Genomic DNA, 23,740 nt, shown 5'->3' with positions numbered 1-23,740 from the left:
CTCGCCACCTCCGAAAATTGCGCCCTCCATAGCAACCATCGCCGCGCCCTTCGACTTGCCTCCGCAACATTCTGCCCGGAGGACTGTATGAAGGCGCTGGTTTGGCATGGCAAAGAGGACATTCGCTGCGACACGGTGAGCGATCCCGAGATCGAGCATAACAGGGATGCCATCATCAAGGTGACGAGCTGCGCGATCTGCGGCTCCGACCTGCATCTGTTCCACAACTACATCCCGGCGATGATGCCCGGCGACATCATGGGCCACGAGACCATGGGCGAGGTCGTCGAGGTCGGCTCCGGCGTCAACGGCAAGCTCAAGAAGGGCGACCGCATCGTCGTGCCCTTCACCATCATCTGCGGCGAATGCGAGCAGTGCCGGCGCGGCAATTTCTCGGTCTGTGAGACCACCAACCGCAACAAGCATCTTGCCGAGAAGGTGTTCGGACACACCACCGCAGGCCTGTTCGGCTACACGCATCTCACCGGCGGCTATCCGGGCGGCCAGGCCGAGTATCTGCGCGTGCCGTTCGCCGACGCCACGCATATCAAGGTTCCGGACAGCATGACGGACGAGCAGGCGCTGTTTCTCAGCGACATCTTCCCGACCGGATGGCAGGCGGCCGCGCAATGCGACATCGAGCCGGACGATACGGTCGCTGTGTGGGGTTGCGGCCCGGTGGGACAGATGGCGATCCGCAGCGCCATCCTGCTCGGCGCCGCCAAGGTGATTGCGATCGACCGCATTCCGGAGCGGCTGGCGATGGCCGAGGCCAGCGGCGCCATCCCCATCAATTTCGACAAGGAGAGCGTGGTCGGACGGCTGAACGAGCTGACCGACAACAAGGGCCCGGAGAAGTGCATCGATTGCGTCGGCTTCGAGAGCCATGTCACCCTGGCGCAGCCCAATAGCGTAATCGATCGCGCCAAGCAGATGTTCATGCTCGAGAACGACCGGCCGCACGTGCTGCGCGAGATCATCTATGTCTGCCGTCCCGGCGGCATCGTCTCGATCCCCGGAGTCTATAGCGGACTGTCCGACATGGTGCCGATGGGCGCGCTGATGAACAAGGGCCTGACGATCCGCACCGGCCAGACCCACGTCAACCGCTGGACCGACGACCTCGTGCAGCGCATCGAGGATGGCCAGATCGACCCGTCCTTCGTCATCACCCACACCGTGCCGCTCGCACAGGGACCTGAGATGTACCGCGCCTTCCGCGACAAGCAGGACAGCTGCGTCAAGGTCGTGCTGAAGCCATAAGGGATCCCATCGCATGTTTCATGTCTCGAATCTCGTGAGGTCGAAAGGCGACCCCAGGATCATCTCGACCGGCCCGAGCTCGCTGACGCCGGCCGATCGTCTGGCCTGCGGGCTCGGCTGGTTCAGCATTGCGCTCGGCACGCTGGAGCTGCTGGCGCCGCACCGCGTCACCCATGCGCTCGGCATGGAGGGCCGCGAGGGACTGGTGCGCGCCTATGGCGTGCGCGAGCTGTTCGCCGGCGTGCTCACGCTCTCGGTGGAGAAGCGGGCCGGCCTGCTGAGCCGCGTCGCCGGCGATGGGCTCGACATGATGACGCTGGTCGGTGAGCTCAGGCCGAGCAATCCGCGCGTGGCCAGCGTGCTGGCGGCGCTGGTCATGGTCGGAGGCATCACGGCGCTGGACTACATGTGCGCCCAGGACGTCAAGAGCCAGCACGATCCGCGACGCGGCCGCAAGCGCCTCTACAGCGACCGCAGCGGCTTTCCCAGGGGCATCGCCGCCGCAAAAGGCGCGGCGTTGCCGCGGCCGGCGCGCAGCACCGCCGCGACCTAGCCGGTCTGTGGAACAACGTCCTGAAGCTACGGCTTCAGGACGACAGAGAACCGGCGAAAGCCCGCGATCTTCGGAAACGCCTCCGCGGCCTCCGGCGAGACCAGGGCCACCACGGCTGCGCTCACCTCGCCATTGTTCAGCCGGGTGATCGCGGTGGCCTGTCCTTCCAGCAGCAGCACCTCCGTCGCACCGGCCGCATTCATGGCCGCGGTGATCTTCGCGTTGGACTTGGCATAGCGCTCGTCGATCGCGATCACCTTGCCGCTGAGATCGCCCACTCCGCGCACGGTGGGACGCGCCAGCAGCACCGCGACGAGATGACTGTCGGCGGGCCCCTCTGGGACACGCAGCGCGGTCATCCGCTCGGCCAGTTCGGCCGCCACCGTCACCGCAGCCACCATGACGTCGTTTTGGACCTTGGCCGGATTCGGCGTGTCCGTCGTGGCGGAGGGGGTCTTGATCACCGGCGCGGGCGCGCCGTCAGCCGGCGCGACCGGATCGGGCCGCGGCGTTTGCGCCGGCGCCGCGAGCGGCTTTTCGATCGGTTTATCAATCGCCTTTTCAATCGGCTTTTCAATCGTCTTGGCGGTGACGATTTGCGGCTTGACCCGGCGCTTTGCAGCGTGGGCGTGCTTGCGCTGCAGGGCCGCGCGGCGCGCGACCGCGGCTGCAGGCTTACGGATCGTCTTGGCAGGCTCCAATGATTGCGGCGGCTCGTCGGCGACGGGACCGTCCACGCAGGGCCTTCCGCTCAGATCGACGCAAGGCGAGGCCACCTGCGGCGTCACCTGGTGGCTGCAGCCGGCCAGGGCCAAGGTTGAAACGACGGCCAACGCGCCGAGACAAAGCGCTCTCACTTTTCCGCTCCTGACGACTCTCCTGCGCACGGGACGCGCCTCTGCTTTGGCCTGCTATTTCAAGGGCCATCCGTTAAACTCAGGCTTAAGCGCCGGTCCCGGCACGCGGACTCAGTGAGGCGTGGTTAATGTCGCGCGCACAAGGCGGCGGCATTGGCCGGCCTCGACCGCGAGAACCCGGCATTCCCTCAGCGGATATCAAATAGGCTTCACGCCGCCGCGGGGGGCGTGCACGAATTCCGTTGATCGGATCACCGCGCGCCGCCATGTTGCGGCAGGTTCGTCGCGACGCCCCGCGTTCCCTGCGCCCGCCGCGGCGGAACGAAGCGCCGCCGCAGATGTTTCTCGAACTTGCGAAGGATGCTCCATGGCCAAGACAGACCCCGCAGCCGGCAAGCCGATCGCCAATGCCGCGCTCGCCAACATTCCGCGGCTGATCACGGCCTATTATGCGCTGAAGCCCGACCCGCACCAGCCGACCCAGCGCGTCGCGTTCGGCACGTCGGGCCATCGCGGCTCGTCGTTGAAGACCGGCTTCAACGAGAACCACATTCTCGCCACCAGCCAGGCGCTCTGCGACTACCGGCGCCAGCAGGGCCTCGACGGCCCCCTCTTCGTCGGCATCGACACCCACGCGCTGGCCGAGCCGGCGCTCGCCAGCGCGCTCGAAGTGTTCGGCGCCAATGGCGTCGAGGTGATGGTCGACAAGGACGGCGGCTACACGCCGACACCGGTGATCTCGCACGCCATCATCTCCTACAACAAGGGCCGCACGGCGCATCTCGCCGACGGCGTCGTCATCACGCCGTCGCACAATCCGCCGGAGGATGGCGGCTACAAATACAATCCGCCGCATGGCGGTCCCGCCGACACCGACGCGACCGCCGAGATCGAGCGGCAGGCCAATGTCTATCTCGCCAACGACCTCGATGGCGTGTCGCGCATCAGCTACAGCCATGCCAAGCAGCGCGACTCGGTGCACGCTTACGACTACATCACGCCCTACGTCGCCGATCTCGCCAACACCGTCGATCTCGACGCCGTCAAGGCGGCCGGCATCAAGATCGGCATCGATCCGCTCGGCGGCGCGGCGATCGCCTATTGGGCGCCGATCATCGAGCGCTACGGCCTCAATGCCACCATCGTGAACGAGCTCGTCGATCCGACCTTCCGCTTCATGACGGCCGATTGGGACGGCAAGATCCGGATGGACTGCTCATCGCCCTACGCGATGGCGAGCCTGATCGGCATGCGCGAGCGCTTCGATGTCGCGTTTGCCAACGACACCGACGCCGACCGCCATGGCATCGTCACGCGTTCGGGCGGGCTGATGAATCCCAACCACTATCTGGCGACGGCCATCTCCTATCTGTTCGCGCACCGGCCCGATTGGCGAAGCGACGCCGCGATCGGCAAGACCATCGTATCGAGCTCGATGATCGACCGCGTCGCGCGCAAGCTCGGCCGCAAGCTGGTCGAGACGCCGGTCGGCTTCAAATGGTTCGTCGAGGGCCTCGGCTCCGGCAGCTTCGGCTTCGCCGGCGAGGAGAGCGCGGGCGCGTCGTTCCTGAAGCGCGACGGCACGGTGTGGACCACCGACAAGGACGGCCTGATCCTCGGACTGCTCGCGGCCGAGATCATGGCCAAGCGCGGCCGCGACCCGAGCGAGCTCTACAAGGAGCTGACGGCAGAGCTCGGCGCGCCAGTCTATGAGCGCATCGACGTACCGGCGAGCCCGTCGGCAAAGGCGGCGCTGAAGGCCCTGACGCCGGAAATGCTGAACCTGAAGGAGCTCGCCGGCGATCCCGTCCGCATGGTGCATACGAAGGCTCCGGGCAACGGCCAGTCGTTCGGCGGCATCAAGGTCGAGACCGACTACGGCTGGTTCGCGGCGCGCCCCTCCGGCACCGAGGACGTCAACAAGCTCTATGCCGAGAGCTTTCGCGACGCCGAGCATCTCAAGCGGATCCAGAGCGAGGCCCAGGCGGCGCTGGCGAAGGTGGGGTGAAAGGGCGAGTAGCGAATAGGGTTCTTGCCGTTCCCCATTCGCCATTCGCTATTCGCCCCTGCCCCCTTCCCTCCCGCCCCCCGCATCGGATATCGATGGCTGGACAACGACCTGACAGCCATCGGTGAGACCGGATGCGAAGCTCTTCGACTGCCTTGCGCGTCATCTTCAGCGCGCTCGCGACCTCGTTCATGCTGGTTGTCAGCGCCGCGGCGCAAATGGCGCCGGAAGCGGCCGCGCCGCGTTCGAGGCCGGCGCCTTCCTTGCGCGCCGCGGCCTGCCATAACGGCCAGAGCTTCGACCGGTTTCTCGCCGAGCTGAAGCAGCGTGCCATTGCCGACGGCGTGTCGCAGAGCGCGATCGCGGCCGCCTCGCCATACCTCACCTACAACCAGGGCATCGTCAACCGCGACCGCGGCCAGCGGGTGTTCGGCCAACTGTTCACCGAGTTCGCCGGCCGCATGGCCGCAAGCTACCGGATGCAGAACGGCCAGCAGCACATCCGAATGCATGCGGCGGCGTTCACGCGCGCCGAGAAGGAGTATGGCGTGCCCCCGGCGGTCATCGCCGCGTTCTGGGGCCTGGAGAGCGATTTCGGCGCCAACATGGGCAACCTGCCCGTGCTGCCCTCGCTGGTGTCGCTGGCCTACGACTGCCGCCGCAGCGAGCGCTTCCAGAACGAGACCATCGCCGCGTTGAAGGTCATCGACCGCGGCGACCTCGCGCCGTCCGAGATGATCGGCTCCTGGGCCGGCGAGCTCGGCCAGACTCAGTTCCTGCCGACCCACTACGTCACCTATGCCGTCGATTATGACGGCGACGGCCGTCGCGATCTGCTGCGCAGCGCGCCCGACGTGATCGGCTCGACGGCGAACTATATCGCGACCGGGCTGAAATGGCGCCGCGGCGAGCCATGGCTGGAGGAGATCCGCGTGCCGCAAAGCTTCCCCTGGGAGCAGGCCGATCTTACCGTCAAGGCGCCGCGCAGCAAATGGGCGGGCCTCGGCATCAGCTATGCCGACGGACGGCCGCTGCCGAACGATGCGCTCGAAGCCTCCGTGCTGCTGCCGATGGGCCGCAACGGCCCGGCGTTCCTGGCCTACGCCAATTTCGCGGCCTATACCGAATGGAACAACTCGCTGATCTATTCGACCACCGCGGCCTATCTCGCCACCCGCATCGCCGGCGCGGCGCCGATGCGCAAAGCCAGCGGCCCGGTCGCGCAACTGCCGTTCAACGAGATCAAGGAGCTGCAGCAGCTCCTGGTGAAGGCCGGTTTCGACGTCGGTAAGGTCGACGGCGTGCTCGGCCAGCAGAGCCGTATCGCGGTCAAAACGATGCAGTTGCGGCTCGGGCTGCCGGCCGATTCCTGGCCAACGGCGGAACTGCTCGTAGGCATGCGCGGCACACCGCGGGCGCAGGCGGCGCCGGCTTCAGCGACAGCGACACGGTAGGTGAGCCGACATCATCGCGCGACGCTCCTCGTCTCTCAATTGCTGATGACCTATTGTCCGACTTCATGCGACCGTGTCGTCCGCTCTTGGCTATTCCAATTTATCACCTTGGAATTGGACCGCCAGACGATCGCTCAGGACAAAAGCGCGAGCAGACGGACAATTGAAGCCCAATTTGGCTTGTAGCGCCGATCTTCATCCTGACCATGTTCGGCCACCCAGGCTCGTCGTTCTCCACGACCTCGATCCGGCATTTCGTCCACGGCTTGGCGAAATCCTCTAGGGGACGCGTCCACAATCGCCGTGACCTCAGCGTGAACGACTGGAATGCACGGCGACCGCAAAACCAGAAAGATGCAGTTGCATTCTCTTGGACGCCGCCCCATCTCCGAGGGCGCGCGCTTTCGTCGCGACGTCTCCTGCCAAAAGAGAGCATCATGTCCTTTTACGATTCGACCGTGCCGGCCTACCTCCAGATCCTCGGCAGCCTGTCCGGCCTGCTCAGCAAGGCCGAGGCCCATTGCGAAGCCAAAAAGATCGCCCCCGAGGTCCTGCTCGGCGCTCGCCTGTATCCGGACATGCTGCCGCTCTCCAAACAGATCCAGCTCGCCTGCGACTTCGCCGCCAAAGGCTGCGCCCGGCTTTCCCACAGCGAGGTCCCGAGCACACCCGACACCGAGACGACGTTCGCCGAGCTTCGCCAGCGGCTTGCCAGAACCATCGATTACCTGAAGACGTTCCAGCCGGCGCAGTTCGAGGGCGCCGATAGCCGCGACGTGACCTTTCCAAGCGGGCCCAACACCACGCTGACCCTGAAGGGGCAGGAGTTCGTTAACCGCGTCTCGTTTCCGAACTTCTATTTCCACGCCGCGATCGCGCACGGCATCCTCCGCCACAACGGCGTCGAAATCGGCAAGCGGGACTTCCTCGGGGTTGCCTGACCCCCTTTTGTTTTCTGCAGCAGGCTACCCAACGGACGGCTTGTTGCGGCGGCCCCGATCGCGCAGCTCGTTTGCGTCGGACGGATACCTCCTGGCATTGCGCTGTTCGCGGCAATGCACAATTGACCACAACCCCCTCCTCTCTCCTGGAAAGACCCGATGAGTGCATCCAAACTGTTCGAGCCGCATAAGCTCGGTCCGATCACCCTGGCCAATCGCGTCGTAATGGCGCCGCTGACCCGCAACCGCGCGGTGGACGGCCTTGCGCCGGGCCCGCTGACGGCCGAATATTACAGCCAGCGCGCCTCCGCCGGCCTGCTGATCTCCGAGGCCAGCCAGGTCTCGCAGCAGGGCCAAGGCTACCAGGACACGCCCGGCATCTATTCCAAGGAGCAGATCGCCGGCTGGCGCAAGGTGACCGACGCGGTGCACGCCAAGGGCGGCCGCATCTTCGTCCAGCTCTGGCACGTCGGCCGCATCTCCCATGTCTCGCTGCAACCGAACGGCGGCGCCCCGGTCGCGCCCTCGGCGATTCCTGCCAAGACCAAGACCTTCGTCGGCGGCACCTTCACCGACGTCTCGACGCCGCGCGCGCTCGAGCTCAGTGAGATTCCCGGCATCGTCGCGGCGTTCAAGCAGGCCGCGCTCAATGCGATCGAGGCCGGCTTCGACGGCGTCGAGATCCACGGCGCCAACGGCTATCTGCTCGACCAGTTCGCCAAGGACGGCGCCAACAAGCGCACCGACGCCTATGGCGGGTCGATCGAGAACCGCGCAAAGCTGATGCTCGAGGTCGCCAAGGCCGTCTCGGAGGCGATCGGCGCCGACAAGACCGGCATCCGGCTGTCGCCGGTGACGCCCGCGAACGACATCTCCGATTCCAATCCGCAGGCGCTGTTCGACTACATCGTCGACCAGCTCGCGGCGCTGAAGCTCGTCTACATCCACGTCATCGAGGGTGCGACCGGCGGTCCGCGCGACGTCGCGCCGTTCGACTACGCGTCGCTGCGCAAGCGCTTCAAGGGCACCTATATCGCCAACAACGGCTACGACCTCGCGCTCGCCAACAAGCAGCTCGACGCCGGCGCCGCCGACCTGATCGCCTTCGGCCGCCCCTTCATCGCCAACCCCGACCTGGTCGAGCGCCTCAAGACCGGCGCCCCGCTCAACGAGCTCGACCGCGCCACGCTCTATGGTGGCGGCGAGAAGGGCTACACCGATTATCCAACGCTGAAAGCGGCGCAAGCGGCGGAGTAGTCGCCATCACGTAGGGTGGGCAAAGCAGCCGCCCGCAGGGCGGCCGCGTGCCCACCATGCCTCCGCGAGAGCGGAGGGAGTGGTGGGCACGGCGCACGAGAGGCCGCGCCTGTCGCGACATCTCGCTTCGCGCCTTTGCCCACCCTGCGCTTCTGCGATCCGGCACATCCCCACCTATATCATGCTGCCCGGCAGGAAGCACCGCACATCGATGCGCAGGCCCGTATTCAGCTCGCGATAATACACGGGCCATACCATCGTCCGGCCGGCGCGATTGGGCTCGGTCACCACAGCCTCTTCCGGAACGACCCACCATTGGCCTTCAATGCGAACACGGTAGCGGCCATCCTTCGTGTCCCAATCCGTGTCCGAGAGCGCGGTGCCATCCGCATCCGAGCAGCACGGCCCCTTGCCCGAACGCAAACTCTCGAACCAGCCCTTGAGCGGAGAATTGGCGTAACGCCCATCGAGATCGCGCGCCGCCGCATCGCCAAGCAGCAGAGAATACGCCCCCAGACTGCCGGCGAGAAGCAGGGCAGAGATTATCGCTCGTACCCAAGGAGGCACGTGGGGCCGGTGAACGGCATCCATCGATGACGTGATGATCGATACAAGACTTGAAGATCTACGGCTCACGTGCACCACCTCGCTGCTCGATACGATGCGCAATAGCTGGTCGGGTTCTGTGGCGGAAGTTCGTAGTTGACGGAGGCCGGCAGCAACTAATCGCGATGCTTCGCAAATTCCAGAAGCGCGCAGCGATCTCGTTCACGAGGTCAGCGGGATAATTGCCCAAAATCCAACGTGAGCAGACTCGTCGACGATTCATACCGGCTGCGTAGGGTGGGCAAAGCAGCCGCCCGCAGGGCGGTCGCGTGCCCACCGTGCATCCGCGCAAGCGGAAGGAATGGTGGGCACGGCGCGCGGTGGAGTTGAGCTCGTGGCATGCAGTGTCGCACGCGCGCCTTTGCCCACCCTACGGCAGCGGAGACACGTCACGCCTTTGGTCAAGCAACGACAAGGCCGGGATTGCTCCCGGCCTTTGACGTCGTGCTTCGCAGGTCCTGCCCGAGGCAGCCGCTTCAGAACTCCGCGCGCACCTTCAGCAGCGCCGACTGCTCGAGATACTGGCTGCCGACCACGGCGTTGTAGCCCAGCGAGATCGACTGACGCTCGCCGAACGCCACCAGCTTGAGCGCGGCGCCCAGCTCGGCCAGGTTGCGCTCGGGCGACGGTCCGGCGGCGAGGAAGGTCGCGCTGCCGCCGGCAAAGCTTGCGGTCACGTTCTGCGCGGTGTTGCCGAACTCGTGCCGCCACGCCGCCAGCGTCTCCAGGCCGAAGCCGTAGGTCGAGGTGACCAGCAGCGGAACGGTCGAACGGAAGCCGAGGTTCGAACGCACCGAGTTGGTGGTCTGCCTGGCGATCGCGAGCGCGGCACCTGCGGTGCTGGTCTCGGTGTAGGCCTGCTGATCGAGATGGCCGTAGGTCACGCCGGCGAACGGCGTCAGCACGGCCTCGCCGAGCTTCACCGGGACACCGAACTCGCCACGCACCAGCGTAAGCCAGCCCTTGTGGCTGCCCGAGACGGTGTCGGTAAAGCCCGCGAAGTTGACGCGGCGCGTGGTGGTGTAGTCGACCAGCGCGATGCCTGCGGAGCCGTTGACGTACCAGGACGGCTGAACATAGGCGGCGTACACCGTGCCCTGATAGTGCTGCATGCCGACCGCATCGCCGGCGGCGGTCCGATCGTCGATGCTGCTGGTGGCGTAGCCAAACGCAGCACCGACGCGGAACGCATTGTCGATCCGCTGATCGATGCCGGCGACGAGGCCCCCGGTGTTGCCGCTGTAGCCGGCAACACCCGCCACGTCACGCTGCGAGGCATTGGTGCCGATCAGGCTGCCCCAGACGGTGCGCTCCGGCTCGGGCGCGATGGCCGACGCCAGCGGCGCCTTCACCGTCGGACGAGCCTTGGTCGGATGGAAGGCCATCAGCATCGAGGCGAGCGGATCGGCGTCGTCGGCGAACGCCGAGGCGACACGCGAATTGGGCGACGCGGCCGCCGCCGTCAGCCGGTTGTCGATCTGGTTCTGTAACAGCGATGCGGTGCTGAGCGGCACCTGGACCTGGGCGCCGTTGACGAGCGGACGCAACTGATCGCCGGCGCCGCGCACCTCCCGGTCGGAGCTGAGGCTCTGCACCGCGCCGCCCAGCGCCTGCAGCCGCGCATTGCTGCCGTTGTAGCCAAGCAGGCCGTTGAGCGCGGCAAGGCTGCTGGGCGAGATGCCGGCAATGGTCGCGGGCGACCGCACGGACGCGTTCAGCAGCAGAGCCCCCGTCGAGGTATCGGCAGTGAAGCCGACCAGCGCGCTGGAGAAATCGACGTCGAGCGGCGTCGCCGACACCGACGTCGCGACACGGTAGAAGTCGCCATTGCGCACGATGCCCTGAAGCGTCGGCGCAACCGTCCCCGCGCCGGCGAAGGTCAGCGCGCCGGTGATGTTGCCGATCTTCGTCGACGGCGCTGCCGCGGTGCGGCCCGGCCCGAAGATCGTCGTGCGCAACACCGCGCCATCGACGAGCTGCACGCCGGCCCCGCCGCTCATGGTGAGCTGCGACTTCATCAGGTCGAGCATGCCGAAATTGACGATGCTGGCGAGGCTGGTCACGCCGTCGAGCGTCAGCGAATTGCTGCCGAGGCCGCTCTGCGCGACGACGTTGCCGCTGAAGCCGGTGCCCTTCAGCAGGATGGTATTGGTCGCACCATCCTGGTCGTTGATAATGATGTCGCCGCCGAGCGCGCCGGTGTTGACCAGATTGAAGGTACGCGCGCCGAAGAACGTCGCCGCCTGGGTGGTGCTGGCGGCGCAGAGCGGATCGGTCGTGTTCGCGCCCGCCGTCGGACAGGCATTGCCGTTGACGTCCGTGCCCGAGCCGGAGCTGCTATAGGTGCCCGCGACGGTGCCTGCGGTCGCCTTCGCAAACGAGCCGCGCGAGGCGCTCTGGTCGACCGAGATCGATCCCGAGATCGTGCCGCTGTTGGCGATGTCGTGCTCGCCCGAGCCCAGATAGAGGTTGCCCTGGATCAGGCCGGCATTGCTGATGACGCTGTCGCGCGGGCCCGAGTTCGAGCCGCTGCCGGTCAGCGGGAGGGTCGATCCCGCCGCAAGCCCCGCGGCCGTGGTCAGCGGATTGGTGTCGAGCGCCAGGATATCGCCCTTGATCACGCCGCCGGCAGTGTTGGTCAGCGTCAGCGCCTTGGTTTCGGTCACCGTCACATTGCCGCCGGCGTCGAACTTGTAGAGCGGCGAATCCGGATTGCTGCCGGGGATCGTATCGAACTCGGCGCCGGCGAAGGCGCCGATGGCCCAGTGCCCATCATAGAAGCGGCTCGCCGCCGTCCAGCTGGTGTTGGCGATGGTGCCGGAGTTGGTGATCGTGGTGTCGGCCCGGCCGTAATAGGCGGCGGCATAGTTGCCGGTCGCCGAGATCGTGCCGCCGGCGCGGTTGTTCACCACGAAGCTGTTGGTGTTGTCGTCGGAATACAGCGCCGAGATGATGGCGAGGTTGGTGCCGTTGTAGCGGCCCGTCGCGGTCGCACCGACGGAAACGCTCAGCTTGGCGGGATCGAACGCGCCGTAAAAATTCTGGGTCGCGGCGAGCGTCCCGGTGTTGTTGACGGTGAACTTGTTGACCTGGCTGTCGGCGACGATGACGTGAAGCCGGCCGGCGCTGAGCTGGCTGGTGGTGAGGCTGAGCCAGCCGGCGTTGTTGATGACGACGTTGTTGACGGCCGGATCCTCGGCATTGGAAAAATTGGCCGCGATCATCCCGCGATCGGCTAGGCCAGCCTGGGTGTTCGTGGTGAGATTGCGGACGGCCGTCGAATCCAGCGTGACAATCGTCGTCGGCGGATTGGGATTGTAGCCGGTCACCGGAAAGGCCGGGTTCGCCGGCGTATAGGAATTGCTGCCGCTCGAGGGCGTCGCCGTCGCCGCAGCGGCGTCGTACACGGTGATTGCCGTGCTGATGGTCCCGCTGCAGGTGACGGTGGCGCCTGGCGTCGCACATTCGGCCCTTGCCTCGCCGGCGACCATCCATGTCGACAACAACACGAAACTTGCGGCAGCTGCCTCGCTGCGCTTTCTGTTCTTTGACTTCACCTGACGCCCCACGTTACGCAATACACGGCTTCTTGTTGATGACCGATTGTATCGAAACGTTGGCAGGACCCAGCAAGGCGAAAGTTTCTATGAACGCCCGTGACATTGTCAAACTAACAACTGAATTAGTCCCATAATTCCCGGACTAATTATCATCATCCGCTTCATTTGAAACACCACTCTTCCGCCAGATCTGAAATTTTGACGACAAGGACGGCGGACCGCTCCACCGTGGAGAACAGCGCAGAGATGAACTCGCGCTCCCGGTTTCGACACCTGCTGGCTCCGATCAACAAATGAAAAGGCCGGGATTTCTCCCGGCCTTCTTGCCACGGTGGGGGGCTGCCGTGGCGCGGCGCGGATGCGCCTATGGTGGCTGGTCGTCCGCTCCTGAGGCTCAGAACTTCGCCCGGATGCCGGCATAGGCCGCGAGCGGCATCCCCGGAACCATGCTGCGCGGATCGTTCAGCGCGAACGCCGTTCCGCCGCCGGCGGTGTTGAAGCCGGCCGGGTCGAACACGGTACCTGCCGAGTAATAGCGCTGATTGAACAGGTTCTGGATCAGGCCGAACACCTCGACGTTCTTGGTCACCTGATAAGATGTGTTGACGTTCACGACCCAGTAGGCCGGGACCTTCGGGTAGACGTTGGTCTCGTCGTGCAGCAGGTACTGGCTGCCGACATAGTTGATGCTCGCCCCGACCTTCCAGGCATCGGTCACGGCATATTCCGCTCCGAGCTTCAGGCGATGCGCCGGAATGCCGGGAATGTGGTTGCCGGAGACGACGCCGACCGGCACCCGGAGGAACGGATCGTTGACGTCGAAGGCGCTGCGGAAGGTGGCGTCGATGAAGGTGTAGTTGGCGTAGGCGGTCCACCGGTTCCAGGCCAGGTCGACCTTGGCCTCGACACCCTGGCGCAGGGTGGTGCCGGCGTTCTTGAAATAGCCGCGCACCGGGTTGAGCGGATCGACCACCTGCAGGATGTCGTCGGAATTCTCGGTACGGAACAGGCTGAGGCCCCAGCGCAGCCGCCAGCCGTCATCGACCGCCACCGATTTGATCGGCGCCTTGCGGTAGGCCGGCAGGTCGGCAGCGTAGGCTGAGCGGCCGCCGGAAATCTCGCCGCGCAGGCCGCCTTCGACGGTGCGCGACACCACCTGCTTGAGCGGCGGATCGGCGATCAGGAAGTTGTCGATCAGGCAGGGATTGGCCGGATCGGAGCAGCCTAGCTCGAGCGGCGTCGGCGCGCGGTTGGCTTCGGAGTAGCCGGCATAAGCGGTCATATCAGGCGTGATCTTGTAGGTCAGGCCGACCACCGGGTTGAAGCGCTGAAAGTTGTTGTTGCTGTTCAGGAGTGGCGCGAAGCCGGTCTGGTCGCGCAGGTTGATCTGCGCCCAGTTGAAGCGGCCGCCAGCCGTCAGCGCCAGCTGCGAGGTGATGTCGAAGGTGTTGGTCGCGTAGATGCCGAGATAGGTGTTCTTGGCATTCAGGTTGACCGGAGCAAGGCCGGCGTTGGGCTGGTCGATATAGACGCCGAGGCCGGTGACGAACAGGTTGTTGTCGAGGGTGCCGAGCTCGGAGGTCGCCTGGAAGTTGGTGTTGCCGTGATCGACGCTGGCGCCGACGACGAAATGGTTGTCATGACCGAATAGCTGCGTGGTCGAGGTCGCCTGCAGCGAGCCACCATAGCTGTCGGTCTTGACCGTGTTGCGGTCGATCTGGCCGAGCGCCGCATCGGCGGCCAGCGTGTTGGCGGTTGGGCCGTTGCGGTTGATGTCCCACGGGGTCCCGGCGGCGTCCTCAAGGACGAACACGCCGCCGCCGTCCTGCACTTCGGTGCCATTGCCGTCGACGCGCGCCGACTTGTAGTTACGGTAGTAGCCGTTGGCCTGGATCGACAGCGTGTCGGTCGGTGTCCACTTCGCGCTCGCCTGCACCATCTGCATCTGCAGATGCAGCGACTGCGGCCAGGTATAGACGCTGGACCAGCGCTGGTTCAGCATCTCGATCGGCGTCGCGGCCACCGAGCCGAGCTTGTTGTCGGCGCCGGTGAAGGAGAGATGGAATTCGGTATTGTCGCCGCGCGCGCCGAAATCGGCATACATGCGCCGGATCTGCGAGGCAGACGAGTAGTCGCGCCAGCCGCGGTCATAGGCGCCCTCCGCCGCGATATAGGCCGAGTAGGTTCCGTTGTTCCAGCCGTATTGCGCGCCTGACTGGACCCGGCCGAACGAGCCGCCGAACAGCTGGGCTTCTCCGCCCTGGTAGGTGAAGCCGTTCTTCATCTCGATCGACATGGCCCCGCCGGTGGCGTTGAGGCCGAACAGCGGATTGTTCGGCATCAGCGTCATGCGCGCAATCGCCATTTCCGGGATCAGGTCCCAGTTCACGACGTCGCCGAAGGCCTCGTTGATGCGGGTGCCGTTCTGGTAGACGGCGATGCCCTGCGGCGTCCCGAGCACGGGCGAGGCAGTCTGACCGCGATAATTCAAGTCGCGCTGGAACGCGTTCCCGGTCTGGTCGCTGAGCGAGACCCCGGGCACCGATTGCAGGATGCTGTCGAGCAGCGTCGGCGCGCGGCTGTGGTCGAGCTCCCGCGCCCCGATGGTTTCGACATTGGAAGGAATCTTGTCCTTCGCGATCTCGCTGCCCTGAACGGGCGAGACGCCGACCACCTCGATGGTCTGCAGGGTTTGCTGCGCGAACGCAGCCGTAGGCAGCAACGCACACGTCGCGAGAAGCGCGCTCTTCAGCGCCGACAGTCTGGTCAAGACGTCCCCCAGTTTCTTGTCGACCGGTTCCGGCAACAGCCCACGCCCCTGAGCCTTTACCCGCACCAGAACCGGCCGATTTACCTGTTTACGAACGTTAACATTCGTAAACAGCCCTCCAGTTCGTCGCAACGGGCAATATTCTTCGGCCTCTAGGGACAATCTTCCCGGATCCGGAAAGTGGCGATCAATTCGCCGACGTATCTCCCAGACTCGGCCGTACTGCTGCACCCGGTTCTGGTTTGCAAGGGAACCTACATGATAGAAGAAGCATCGGCGCCACCAGCGCCCATAAGGGCAAGACCTTCATCGGATGTATCGCGTTCTGCTCGTCGATGACCACCCGGTCGTGATCACGGCCTGCCGCTGGCTGCTGAACGAAGCCGGGATCCGTGCGCTGTCCGAGGCACACGATGCCGACAGCGGGTACGACGCCTATGTTCGTGACCGGCCGGACGTCACGATCGTCGATCTGCGCCTGCACGGGCAGGAGCTCGGCGGCATCAGTCTGATCGAACGCATGCGGTCGCACGATCCCCGCGCCCGAATCCTGGTCTTCAGCATGCACGCCGATCCGCGTATCGTCCGCTCCGCGATCGACGCCGGCGCCAACGGCTATTTGCTAAAGGACGCCCCGCCGCACGAGCTGCCAAAGGCATTGGAACAGGTTCGAACCGGCGGCACCTATCTCGACCCGCAGCTCGCCACCCGCATCGCCCTGCTCCGCGCCGATCCGAACGGCATGGCGACCGTGGCATTGACCCCGCGCGAGCGCCAGGCACTTGCGCTGCTGGCTCAGGCGAAATCCTATCAGGCGATCGCCGACCATCTCGGCATCAGCTACAAGACCGTCATCAACCTGACCTACCGGCTGCGACAGAAGCTCGGGGCGCGCAGCCTGCCCGACCTGGTTCGTCTCGCAGTGGAAATGTCCCGCCCAAGCATGTGAGGGCCAATCGCCGTCCCTGCCGGCCCGCCACGAGCATCCGCCTGAAAGGCGAGGGCCTGCGACGGTCTCCCATCACAGGCCCTCGAGCTCATATCTGTGTCGCGTCGGTCCAGTGCGGACCGACGTCTCACTTCAGCAGCTTGGCCACCGACTTCAGCTCCTTGGAATCGAGCGTGCCGTCATGGTCAGGATCGGCCGCCTTGAAGCGGCCTTCCACCAGCGCGAGATACTCGTCCTTGGTCAGCGTGCCGTCATTGTCGGGATCAGCGGCCTTGAGATCCTTGGCCGAAACGCGGCCGCGCAGCTCCTTGGCGTCGAGCGTGCCGTCGTGGTCGCGATCGAGACGATCGAACAGCGCGCCGGCGGCCGTGCGGACCTCGTTCATGTCGGCGGTGCCGTCCTTGTCGGGGTCGATCGAGGTCAGCAGCTTGGAAGGGGCCGGTGCACTGACAGCGATCGTCGACGTGCCGACGATTGCTGTCATGCCGACGGCAGCGGCCGTCATCATCAGTTTCCAATTCATCGAATTGATCCTTTGTCTCCGCCGTCCGGGGGGCGGCGATGAAGGGCACGAAAACAACGTATGCGAGCGTCGGCGGTTTCACCGGCAACGCGCCACACATTGCTTTGACCTATGGGAGGCCTTGTCATTTCGCAAGTGCAAGAACGCGACGCCCGGGAAATTCCCGCAAGAGCGTCGGGACTAGAACCTCGGTCCGTGCAGGAAATATCTCCCCGGACGGTCGCGACGCGGACCGCTATCGTGGTCGAAGACACCTCCTCCTGCCTCGGCCCGGGCATTGGCGACGTGGCGTCCGCGCTTGGCGACATGCCTTGCGGTTCTGGCACCGCTCCCCGATGACACCTGTCGGACTTGCCCAACCTGACCTCTCTTGCCGGCCTGGGTTTGATTCCACCACGCTTCCAACTGGTCCCGCAGCGACTCCTCCGCGAAGGCGCGTCCATCCGGCAGCAGCGTGGACAGAAGGAGTGTGAGCACCAGTCCGAGCCGCATCGGCTGAGCGGACAAGCGGCGACGATGACCGGGTGTGTGAAGCACGGGCGTGTCCATTCTCTGGCTGATCCGGCGATCAGCAATGCATGCTGCAGCATATGTTTTCCTCGCTCTATGACTTCAATGTGTTTGCAACACGCCACATTCATCGCCGCCCTGAGATTCACTCGCGAAATGGCCGCCATATTGTCCCGGTCAAAATGTCCCGTTCGACTTGCCAAAACATCCCTATTCCTCATCGAAGCAGGAAGGGCCGGAGCAATTGCGGCATTCAACGACTGATCGTTTCCCGATCGCGTCATCTTTCAGCCGACGGGCCCGCATGTTTTCGCCCCGCCGACTCGTTAGCCCATCAGTTGAAGGGAGCGCGGGGACATGCAGCCGAACGGCATCGCCAGGAGTGCAAGAAGACGATCGCGATTGTACATGGCTGCCGGTGCTCTCGTTCTCGCGCCATTCGGTGCAGCGGCCGAGGAGATCCAGGGCAATGACCCCGCCTCGCCCGGGCATTTCCAGGTCGAACAGCGCTTCGGCTATCTGACAACCTTCAATCCGCAACAGAACGGCGGACGCCGCGTGCCGCAGCGTGCGGTCACCGGCGAGACCGAGATCGGCTACTCGCCGACCGAATGGTACGAGATCGCGTTGACCTCGCCTTACGCCTTTGCCCGCACCAATGTGCCGATGGCGCTTGGCAATGTGATGGACAATGGCGTGCCCGGCTATTCATTTCAGTCCGGCGGCGTCACCATTCGCCAGACCTTCATCCAGGGCGACCGGCTTGAGCGCACCGTCTTCCTCGGCCTGGTGTCACGCACCATCCTGGCGCCGCAGGGCGGCCTGACGCCGGACCTGTGGGTCGCCAACAAGGCCGGAGCCGGCCAGCCCGGCGCGCCGCGCTTCGTGCAGGAGGCCACGCCGCGGGTGGCGCAGATGTTCACGCCGATCATCGGCGTCAACCTGCCCAACGACTATCAGCTCATCTTCAACGCCAACATGACCTTCGGCATCGACGGCGCCGGCTCGGCCTTCGAGCCCTCGGTGCGCTTCGTCAAGCGCCTCAGCGATCGCTGGACCATCGGTATCGAGCACTTCTCCAATCTCGGACCGTTCGGCTACATCCTGCCCTGGAATCAGCAGATGCAGACGCTCTACGCAGTCGCCGACACCCGCTTCAAGGGCTTCGAGCTCAGCTTCGGCGTCGGCTACGGCCTGACCAACGCCTCGCGCGGCCTTGCCGTCAAGACCAGCATCGGCAAGGATTTCTGATCGGCGCGCCTTCATCCCATGACCAATCATAAGAAAAGGACACTCGTCATGCGTCGCCTCGTCACCGCCTGCGCGCTTCTCATGCTTGCCGGCTCCGCCGCGTCCGCCGAGGACGGCCCGCGCTTCCTCAACCGCACCGGCCAGACCATCGTGAAAATGTACCTGGCGGCCGCCGGCACCAAAACCTGGGGCGCCGACCAGTGCAAGAACGACGACGAGGGCGAGGTCGACCACAATGAGCGCATGACGCTGGTCGGCGTGAAGTCCGGCCGCTACGACATCAAGCTGTCCGAGAAGGGCGGCCGCACCTGCGTCGCCAAGAACATCGAACTCAAGGAAGGCGCGCAGTTCGTCGTGCGCGATACGGATCTGACCGAGTGCAGCAAATAGGCGGCACGCGGCGGCACCGATATCGCCCTGGATGGCGCCGCGTTCAGCGCGGCCTCAGATGGAGGGGGACCGTGCGCGAGACCTGCGCCTGAGCCATCGCCGGCGGAAAGCGCGGGAACGGCGCGGCGCGTTCGATGATGCCCATCGCCGCGCGGTCCAGCGCCGGCGAGCCCGAGCTTCCAGCGAGCCGTCGCGACAGCAGCCGTCCGTTGCGATCGATCACGACGTTCAGCATGACGGTGCCGCTCGCGCCATTGCCGTCGGAGGGATAGGCTGCGGCGCGGCGGATCTGCGCCACCACCTCGGCGTTCCAACTGGCCTGGCCCTCGCGCGCCCCGACGCTGTCCTCGCCGGGATTGGGCGCCGACGCGACACGTGAAGGCCGGGCCGCCGGCGCCGCAGCCGGCTTCGGCGGTGCCGGCTTCCTCTCGGCCCTCTCCTTCGTCTCCTTCTTCTCCACCGGCTTGCGCTCGACACGCTCGGGCACGGGAACGGGCTTCGGCTCCGGCGGTATCGCCTCGATCGGTTTCGGTGGTGGCGGCGGCGGCAAAACGACATCGTCTGCACGCGGCGGCTCGGGCGCGAGCGCGACCTGTGGCGCGGGCTCCGGCGAGGGAATGACATCCGGCACCGGCTCCGGCTGCGCCATGACCTGCGGCTCCGGCTCGGAGGGAGCCGGCGGGACAGGCTCAGCGACGGCCTCGCGCGCGACCGGGTCGTCCTTCACCGGCTCGTCCTTCGGCGGCTCCACCGGCGGCGGCTCGGACGCCGGTGCATCCTGCGCCGTCGGCGCCGGCTCGCTCACCACCGCCGGGCTGAACACGACGTCGAAGGCCGGCGCCTGGGCACGTCCCTGCGGCGCGGGACGCAGCAGCAGATAGCCGACGGCGAGCCCGACATGCAGCCCGCCCACCACCAGCGCGGCGATGGTCCACAGTGTCCGCTCCCGGCGCTGCTCGTATTCGAACGGATCGAGCGTGAGGACGCTCACTGCGCGCCCCGGTCTTCCAACGCGACCAGCGCCACCTTGGTATAGCCGGCACGGCGCAGCGTGTTCATCAGCGCCATCACCTCGCCATAGGGCAGCGTCTGATCGGCGCGCAGCAGCACGCGCTGCTCGTGATCGGACTTGGTGGCGGCATCGAGCGAGGCGGCGATGTCGGCCTGCGCCACGCTCTGGTCGCCAACGGCGAGCGAGCGGTCGGCCTTGAAGGTGACGAAGACCGGCGTCTCCGCGCGCGGCTGCGGCTCGGCCGAGATCGCCGGCAGGTTGACCGGGACGTCGACAGTGGCGAGCGGCGCGGCGACCATGAAGATGATCAAGAGCACCAGCATGACGTCGATGAACGGCGTCACGTTGATGTCGTGCGTCTCCTCGAATTCGTCGGGGCGTCGGGCAAGCTTGACGGCCATGGCTCACTCCGCCGGATTGGCGATCGACAGCATCGGCGCCTCGACGGCGCGGATGGCGCTGCGCCGCGTTTCGGCGGGCCCCGCGTGCTGCCGGTCGAGATCACGGCTGAGCAGGCGCATGACCGCCACCGATGCATCGGCGATGACGGCGCGATAGCCGCCGGTGGCGCGCGCGAACAGGTTGTAGATCACGACCGCGGGAATCGCGGCGGCGAGGCCGAAGGCGGTCGCGAGCAGCGCTTCCGCAATGCCCGGCGCCACCACCGCGAGGTTGGTCGTATGGGCATGCGAGATGCCGATGAAGCTGTTCATGATGCCCCAGACGGTGCCGAACAGGCCGACGAACGGCCCGACCGCGCCGACCGTGGCGAGAATGCCGATGCCGCGGCCGATGCGCGCCACCGCCGCCGCCTCGATCCGCTCGAACTGCCAGGAGACACGCTCCTTGATGCCATCGGCGGGGAGGCCACGCGACTTGTCGATTTCGTCATCGGCGACGGCCAGCAGCCGGCCGACCACACCGTCGTCGGCGGAAATGCGTCCCGTCGCATCCGACAGCGCGCGCGCGGCCATCGCGATGCCGAGCGCGCTGCGCGAGGTACGCAGTGCCGCGCGGAGTTGGATCGTCTTCACCACCAGAACGGTCCAGGTTGCGACTGAAGCCAGCGCCAGCCCGATCATCACCGCCTTCACGACGATGTCGGCCTGCATGAACATGGTCCAGGGCGACAACGCCTCCGGCAGCGTGCTCGCGATATTGGCGATGTGCGCCTGATCCATGGCCGTACTCCCTCGGTGGCCCCGTGGTTGGTGATCACGATCCCGGCGTGGATCGCATGGGGCCATGCCGGATCGTGTCGAGGCCTTGTTGTTTCGTGTCGTTGGGGCAAAGTCACGGCGAAGATCGCGACAATCCCGATCGTCAAAGAGTGCCGCCTGTCCCCACCGGCTTCAAGGCATTTGCTGCGTGGAAGTTGTCCTATGCGACCCGGGAATAATTCCCGAATGGAACGGGAAGCCCCTCACCTCTGGGCCAAAAGAAAAGGCCGGGATTGCTCCCGGCCTTCGTGATGGGATTGCCGGTCGAGCCGGACGACGACTTCAGAGCGTGGGCTCACTTCGCCTCTGCGCGCTTCGGCGGGGTCGCCGGCCACGACTTGATCAGGGTGTCGTAGTCGATCGTCTCGCCCTTCGGCTTCTCGTTCGCGAGCTTGCGCTGCGGAGCGATGTTGCCGTCCTTGGCCGACTTGTTGAACCAGAACTCGGCCGATTCCTTCTTGTTCAGCTTCGGACCGCATTCGCCCTGGACCTTGGATTTCTCGAGACGCTCGAGGACGGAGTCCTGGGCGGCTGCGAGCGCATCCATCGCGGCCTGCGGCGTCTTCGCACCGGACGACGCATCGCCGATGTTCTGCCACCACAGTTGCGCCAGCTTCGGATAGTCGGGCACGTTGTTGCCGGTCGGGGTCCACTGCACGCGCGCGGGCGAGCGGTAGAACTCGACGAGGCCGCCGAGCTTCGGCGCACGCTCGGTGAACGACTTGTCCCAGATGTCGGATTCACGGATGAAGGTGAGACCGACATGGCTCTTCTTCAAGCTGACCGTCTTGGAGACGATGAACTGCAGGTACAGCCAGGCGGCCTTGCGGCGATCCGGCGGGGTCGACTTCAGCAGCGTGAGCGAGCCCGCGTCCTGATAGCCGAGCTTCATGCCTTCCTTCCAGTAGGCGCCGTGCGGCGACGGAGCCATGCGCCACTTCGGCGTGCCGTCAGCGTTCACGACCGGCAGACCCGGCTTCACCATGTCGGCGGTGAAGGCGGTGTACCAGAAGATCTGCTGGGCGACGTTGCCCTGCGCGGGCACCGGGCCGGCCTCGGAGAAGGTCATGCCCTGCGCCTGCGGCGGCGCGTACTTCTTCATCCAGTCGAGATATTTGGTGATCGAGTAGACCGCCGCCGGGCCGTTGGTGTCGCCACCGCGCTCGACCGAGGAGCCGACCGGACGGCAGCCTTCCATGCGGATGCCCCATTCGTCGACCGGCAGGCCGTTCGGGATGCCCTTGTCGCCGTTGCCGGCCATCGACAGCCAGGCGTCGGTGAAGCGCCAGCCGAGCGAGGGATCCTTCTTGCCATAGTCCATGTGGCCATAGACCTTGACGCCGTTGATCTCCTTGATGTCGTTGGTGAAGAACTCGGCGATGTCCTCATAGGCCGACCAGTTCACGGGCACGCCGAGGTCGTAGCCATACTTGGCCTTGAACTTGGCCTTGTAGTCCGGATTGGTGAACCAGTCGTAGCGGAACCAATACAGGTTCGCGAACTGCTGGTCGGGCAGCTGATAGAGCTTGCCGTCCGGAGCTGTCGTGAACGACTTGCCGATGAAGTCGTTGACGTCGAGATAGGGGTCGGTGACGTCCTTGCCCTCGCCCTTCATGTAGTCCGACAGCGCGATGGTCTGGCCGTAGCGGAAGTGGGTGCCGATCAGGTCGGAGTCGTTGATCCAGCCGTCATAGACGTTCTTGCCGGACTGCATCTGGGTCTGCAGCTTCTCGACGACGTCACCTTCCTGGATGATGTCGTGCTTGAGCTTGATGCCAGTGATCTCGCTGAACGCCTTGGCGAGCGTCTTGGCTTCGTACTCATGCGTGGTGATGGTCTCGGAGACGACGTTGATCTCCATGCCCTTGAAGGGCTCGGCGGCCTTGGCCAGCCACTGCAGCTCCTTCAGCTGCTCCTCTTTCGAGAGCGTCGAGGGCTGGAATTCGCTGTCGATCCACTTCTGGATCGTGGCGTCGTCGGCAAGCGCCGGCACGGACAGCGTCATGGTCGCGGCGAACAGCGCGGCAGCGCTGGTCATCGCGAGATAGCTTGCCTTGGTCAGGTGATGCTTCCTAGGTTTCAAGTGTCGCATGCTTTCCTCCTTGAGCGACGTATCCAGGTCCGGGTTGCCCCCGGATCTGCCCTTCCTCGCCTGCCTCAGACGGTGCGAAAGATCGCAACGGCGGATGCAAGCGAAATTGCGGTCGCGAGCCACAGGCTCGAAACCTCAAAACTGTCCTCGCCGACCGGCAGGGTCGCGATCGTGTCGGTGCCGACAAGCCCGATCCAGACGAGGTGAATGACGGCGGCCGAGATCAGCGAGATGAACAGACGGTCGCCGCGCGTGGTCGGAATGCGCAGCACGCCGACGCGCTCGGCCTCGGGATAGCGCGCGGCGAGTAGCGTCATGACGCCGAGGGTGCAGGCCAGCGTGGCGAAGAAGATCGCCGTCGGCGCAGTCCAGGCCATCCATGCGATGCTGTCCATGGCTATCAGCTCCAGGCGATAATGGACCCCCTCCCCCGCTTGCGGGGGAGGGTTGGGGTGGGGGCGCCGCGAGTCCGACTGCCCAAGAGGAGAGATGCCCCCACCCGTATCGCATCTGGCGATGCGATA

General features: G+C 65.5%; 20 protein-coding genes. 10 read left to right on the top strand and 10 right to left on the bottom strand.

What is annotated here, in order from left to right:
- The first annotated feature begins 87 nt into the window (after nucleotides 1-87).
- Complete coding sequence (locus QX132_RS06565; protein WP_315785659.1) at nucleotides 88-1,263, top strand: zinc-dependent alcohol dehydrogenase; 1,176 nt, start codon at nucleotides 88-90, stop codon at nucleotides 1,261-1,263.
- Between the two features lie 13 nt (nucleotides 1,264-1,276).
- Nucleotides 1,277-1,816: a hypothetical protein gene (locus QX132_RS06560; RefSeq protein ID WP_315785656.1), complete on the top strand. Its 540-nt coding sequence runs from the start codon at nucleotides 1,277-1,279 to the stop codon at nucleotides 1,814-1,816.
- A gap of 26 nt (nucleotides 1,817-1,842) precedes the next feature.
- On the opposite strand, the gene QX132_RS06555 is transcribed toward QX132_RS06560, so the two are convergent.
- The gene (locus QX132_RS06555) at nucleotides 1,843-2,631 is read right to left on the bottom strand and encodes a hypothetical protein (protein WP_315785653.1); all 789 of its coding nucleotides are present in this window, start codon (nucleotides 2,629-2,631) and stop codon (nucleotides 1,843-1,845) included.
- Between the two features lie 409 nt (nucleotides 2,632-3,040).
- On the opposite strand from QX132_RS06555, the gene pgm reads away from it, so the two are divergent.
- The 4 genes from pgm (at nucleotide 3,041) to QX132_RS06535 (ending at nucleotide 8,333) form a co-directional block, all read left to right on the top strand.
- Nucleotides 3,041-4,681, top strand: coding sequence for a phosphoglucomutase (alpha-D-glucose-1,6-bisphosphate-dependent) (gene pgm, locus QX132_RS06550; RefSeq protein WP_316160464.1), 1,641 nt, complete (start codon nucleotides 3,041-3,043; stop codon nucleotides 4,679-4,681).
- Nucleotides 4,682-4,899: 218 nt separating this feature from the next.
- Nucleotides 4,900-6,135 (top strand): lytic murein transglycosylase, encoded by a 1,236-nt coding sequence (locus QX132_RS06545; RefSeq protein WP_316160520.1) that lies wholly within the window; start codon nucleotides 4,900-4,902, stop codon nucleotides 6,133-6,135.
- A 437-nt stretch (nucleotides 6,136-6,572) separates the two neighbouring features.
- Entirely contained in the window at nucleotides 6,573-7,076 is a 504-nt protein-coding gene (locus QX132_RS06540) for a DUF1993 domain-containing protein (protein ID WP_316160518.1), read from the top strand.
- Between the two features lie 159 nt (nucleotides 7,077-7,235).
- On the top strand, nucleotides 7,236-8,333 hold the full coding sequence (locus QX132_RS06535) for an alkene reductase (RefSeq protein ID WP_315811801.1): 1,098 nt from the start codon (nucleotides 7,236-7,238) through the stop codon (nucleotides 8,331-8,333).
- Between the two features lie 174 nt (nucleotides 8,334-8,507).
- Here the strand turns inward: QX132_RS06535 and QX132_RS06530 are convergent, their stop codons facing one another.
- On the bottom strand, nucleotides 8,508-8,924 hold the full coding sequence (locus QX132_RS06530) for a hypothetical protein (protein ID WP_315811848.1): 417 nt from the start codon (nucleotides 8,922-8,924) through the stop codon (nucleotides 8,508-8,510).
- A 491-nt stretch (nucleotides 8,925-9,415) separates the two neighbouring features.
- Entirely contained in the window at nucleotides 9,416-12,346 is a 2,931-nt protein-coding gene (locus QX132_RS06525; RefSeq protein WP_316160462.1) for an autotransporter domain-containing protein, read from the bottom strand.
- A 1-nt stretch (nucleotide 12,347) separates the two neighbouring features.
- On the opposite strand from QX132_RS06525, the gene QX132_RS06520 reads away from it, so the two are divergent.
- Entirely contained in the window at nucleotides 12,348-12,500 is a 153-nt protein-coding gene (locus QX132_RS06520; protein ID WP_316160461.1) for a hypothetical protein, read from the top strand.
- 393 nt (nucleotides 12,501-12,893) lie between these two features.
- Here the strand turns inward: QX132_RS06520 and QX132_RS06515 are convergent, their stop codons facing one another.
- Complete coding sequence (locus tag QX132_RS06515; RefSeq protein ID WP_316160459.1) at nucleotides 12,894-15,269, bottom strand: TonB-dependent receptor; 2,376 nt, start codon at nucleotides 15,267-15,269, stop codon at nucleotides 12,894-12,896.
- Between the two features lie 313 nt (nucleotides 15,270-15,582).
- Between QX132_RS06515 and QX132_RS06510 the strand changes: the two genes are divergently transcribed.
- A complete protein-coding gene (locus tag QX132_RS06510) occupies nucleotides 15,583-16,218 on the top strand; it encodes a response regulator transcription factor (RefSeq protein ID WP_316160458.1) in 636 nt (211 codons plus the stop codon).
- Nucleotides 16,219-16,345: 127 nt separating this feature from the next.
- Here QX132_RS06510 and QX132_RS06505 read toward each other — a convergent pair whose 3' ends face one another.
- Nucleotides 16,346-16,702, bottom strand: a complete 357-nt coding sequence (locus QX132_RS06505; protein ID WP_315738719.1) for an EF-hand domain-containing protein — start codon at nucleotides 16,700-16,702, stop codon at nucleotides 16,346-16,348.
- Between the two features lie 957 nt (nucleotides 16,703-17,659).
- On the opposite strand from QX132_RS06505, the gene QX132_RS06500 reads away from it, so the two are divergent.
- Together QX132_RS06500 and QX132_RS06495 are read left to right on the top strand one after the other, a co-directional pair.
- Nucleotides 17,660-18,502: a hypothetical protein gene (locus QX132_RS06500; RefSeq protein ID WP_315776116.1), complete on the top strand. Its 843-nt coding sequence runs from the start codon at nucleotides 17,660-17,662 to the stop codon at nucleotides 18,500-18,502.
- A 48-nt stretch (nucleotides 18,503-18,550) separates the two neighbouring features.
- Entirely contained in the window at nucleotides 18,551-18,892 is a 342-nt protein-coding gene (locus QX132_RS06495; RefSeq protein ID WP_315717331.1) for a hypothetical protein, read from the top strand.
- A gap of 43 nt (nucleotides 18,893-18,935) precedes the next feature.
- On the opposite strand, the gene QX132_RS06490 is transcribed toward QX132_RS06495, so the two are convergent.
- The 5 genes from QX132_RS06490 to QX132_RS06470 all read right to left on the bottom strand — a co-directional run bounded on the left by QX132_RS06490 (nucleotide 18,936) and on the right by QX132_RS06470 (nucleotide 23,611).
- A complete protein-coding gene (locus tag QX132_RS06490; RefSeq protein ID WP_316160456.1) occupies nucleotides 18,936-19,883 on the bottom strand; it encodes a TonB family protein in 948 nt (315 codons plus the stop codon).
- Entirely contained in the window at nucleotides 19,880-20,305 is a 426-nt protein-coding gene (gene exbD / locus QX132_RS06485; RefSeq protein ID WP_315738390.1) for a TonB system transport protein ExbD, read from the bottom strand. Before exbD ends, QX132_RS06490 begins: the two co-directional genes overlap by 4 nt.
- Before the next feature lie 3 nt (nucleotides 20,306-20,308).
- A complete protein-coding gene (exbB, locus tag QX132_RS06480; RefSeq protein ID WP_315773416.1) occupies nucleotides 20,309-21,085 on the bottom strand; it encodes a tonB-system energizer ExbB in 777 nt (258 codons plus the stop codon).
- A 334-nt stretch (nucleotides 21,086-21,419) separates the two neighbouring features.
- Nucleotides 21,420-23,162 carry an ABC transporter substrate-binding protein gene (locus QX132_RS06475; protein WP_315738720.1) on the bottom strand — a complete coding sequence of 581 codons (1,743 nt, stop codon included), beginning with the start codon at nucleotides 23,160-23,162 and terminating at the stop codon, nucleotides 21,420-21,422.
- Nucleotides 23,163-23,281: 119 nt separating this feature from the next.
- Nucleotides 23,282-23,611 carry a DUF2160 domain-containing protein gene (locus tag QX132_RS06470; protein WP_316160454.1) on the bottom strand — a complete coding sequence of 110 codons (330 nt, stop codon included), beginning with the start codon at nucleotides 23,609-23,611 and terminating at the stop codon, nucleotides 23,282-23,284.
- Nucleotides 23,612-23,740: the final 129 nt, after the last annotated feature.

Source organism: Bradyrhizobium sp. SZCCHNRI20481 (genome assembly GCF_032485055.1).
Classification (GTDB): Bacteria; Pseudomonadota; Alphaproteobacteria; order Rhizobiales; family Xanthobacteraceae; genus Bradyrhizobium.
This window is presented reverse-complemented; position numbering and strand designations above follow the sequence as displayed.